The organism is Candidatus Magnetobacterium casense, from assembly GCF_019173545.1.
Lineage (GTDB): Bacteria > Nitrospirota > Thermodesulfovibrionia > Thermodesulfovibrionales > Magnetobacteriaceae > Magnetobacterium > Magnetobacterium cryptolimnobacter.
Map to the genome: position 1 here is coordinate 1 of NZ_JABXWD010000514.1, position 2,120 is coordinate 2,120.

The 2,120-nt window shown below is 48.0% G+C and carries 3 protein-coding genes; all 3 read left to right on the plus strand.

Annotation, left to right across the window (positions count from 1 at the left end; all coding sequences use genetic code 11):
- Window positions 1–943, plus strand: a 943-nt coding sequence (locus HWQ67_RS17030; RefSeq protein ID WP_218253886.1) for a tetratricopeptide repeat protein, incomplete at its 5' end; no start/stop codon positions are given.
- Window positions 944–1,036: 93 nt separating this feature from the next.
- Window positions 1,037–1,507, plus strand: coding sequence for a DUF29 domain-containing protein (locus HWQ67_RS17035; RefSeq protein WP_218253887.1), 471 nt, complete (start codon window positions 1,037–1,039; stop codon window positions 1,505–1,507).
- A gap of 1 nt (window position 1,508) precedes the next feature.
- On the plus strand, window positions 1,509–1,979 hold the full coding sequence (locus tag HWQ67_RS17040) for a DUF29 domain-containing protein (protein ID WP_218253888.1): 471 nt from the start codon (window positions 1,509–1,511) through the stop codon (window positions 1,977–1,979).
- Window positions 1,980–2,120: the final 141 nt, after the last annotated feature.

The following is a 2,120-nucleotide window of genomic DNA, read 5'->3' on the forward strand; positions in this document are numbered from 1 at the left end:
CTTTGTTGTTGTCGTTGTGGGGTTGTTTATGTCCTACGATTCCGTTGGTACAAAAAGGGTGCGGATTGCGGTGACGATTGCTCTTTTAGTCGTATCGGTTGTGTTTGGCGTTGGTACGTACAGGAGAAACGCCATCTGTCAGTCTGCCATAACGGCCTATGAGGATAATGTGATGAAGTCTCCGCACACGTTTGTCCGTATTTCGCTGGCGGCGGCATACGCACGCAAGGGGTTGTACGACAAGGCGGCAGAGACGCTCAGTTATATCCTGACCTATGAGCCGGCCAATCCCGAGGTACATGCACGCCTTGGCTTTGTCTACTACAGGCAAGGTCGTCCCGATGATGCCATAGGGCAGTACAAGGCCGCCGTTGCCATTAAGGGTGATTATGCCGATGCGTATAACAATTTGGGGGCGATTTACATGGAGCAAGGGCGATTTAACGAGGCCGTTGAGACATTCAGGGCCGCCGTTAAGTACAAGGACAATATAGCGGGACATGTCAATCTGGGGGATGCTTATCTGCGTCAAGGGCGCCCTGAAGAGGCCATGAACCAATATCTCTATGCCCTGGAGGTGGGAAAGGGCAATCCCAAAATACACACCGTGCATTATCGTCTTGGGCGTCTGTATGAGGGGCTGGGCAATCTGGACAACGCCGCAGACCAATATGCCACGGCTATCAGGCTCAATCCCGGCTACGCAGAGGCATATAACAACCTGGGGGTCGTCTTAGGAAAGCAAGGCAGGATAGGCGATGCCTGTGATGCTATTAAAAAAGCGGTTGACCTGCGCCCCGATTATGCCGATGCACACAACAATCTTGGCATCTGCTTAAAGCTCCAGGGCAAGGCAGACCAGGCAAGAGAGCAATTCAAAATCGCCATAGACCTGGACCCGGGTCATCGAAATGCCCAGGACAACCTAAGGGCAATGCCCTGAATGACTATCCCTGAATGACTATCCCTGAATGACTATCACTATGCGCCCCGGGTTTCTTGACAAATGTCCCGTGAGTAATGTTAGCATATATCTATGGATACCTTAACTCAAACAGACAACGACACACTAACAGCCCGTGACCTCTATGAGGTTGATTTTTATCAATGGGCGTTTCATAATGCCGACCTGTTGCGACAAGGCAGATTCACGGAGATAGACCTGGAAAATATAGTAGAGGAGTTGGAGGGCATGGCCAGAAGAGACAGACGAGAACTTTTTAACCGATTAGCGGTATTAATAATGCACTTGCTAAAATGGCAGTACCAACCAAACCGACGTAGTGAAAGTTGGATTACAACAATAGGTAATCAAAGAACGGAGATTGATTCTTTACTTGCTGACAGCCCAAGCCTGAAATACAATATAGAAACCGTTATCTCTAAGGGATTTATAGGAGCTAAACTAAAGTTTGAAGTTGAAACAAAAATTAGCGCCAGTCAATTACCCAAGACCTGCCCCTACACCTTTGAACAATTAATGGATTACGGCTTCCTACCACAATAACATGAATACCTTAACTCAAACACATAACGACACGATTGCAGCCAGTGACCTCTATGAGGTTGATTTTTATCAATGGGCGTTTCATAATGCCGACCTGTTGCGGCAGGGCAGGTTCACGGAGATAGACCTGGAAAATATAATAGAGGAGCTGGAGGACATGGGCAGGAGCAGCAAAAGGGAGCTGGCGAGTCGATTAGCGGTGTTGATAATGCACCTGCTAAAATGGCAGTACCAACTAAACCGACGTAGTGAGAGTTGGATTACAACAATAGTTAATCAGAGAAGAGAGCTTAAACGCCTGCTTGAGGACAATCCAAGTTTAAAGTATAATATAGAAACCGTTATGGCTAAAGAATTTATAGAAGCTAAACTGATGTTTGAAGTTGAAACCGGAATTAGCGCCAGACAATTACCTGAGACCTGCCACTACACCTTTGAGCAATTAATGGATTACAGCTACCTGCCCCAATAGGGTAGCGCCACAATCAACCGTGGTTGTCAGGATGGGTGCATAAGAAAGTAGTTGGTGGCTTCGTCAAAGAAAGAATGGGGGCTTCGCCCCCTACCCCCTACAAGAAGGGCGGCTCCGCCCCCTCCTTGACCTCCCCTGCAA

Bases quoted from the DNA above. Each gene is read 5' to 3' on its own strand.
- HWQ67_RS17035 (WP_218253887.1), top strand. From the start codon at position 1,037: ATGGATACCTTAACTCAAACAGACAACGACACACTAACAGCCCGTGAC.
- HWQ67_RS17040 (WP_218253888.1), top strand. From the start codon at position 1,509: ATGAATACCTTAACTCAAACACATAACGACACGATTGCAGCCAGTGAC.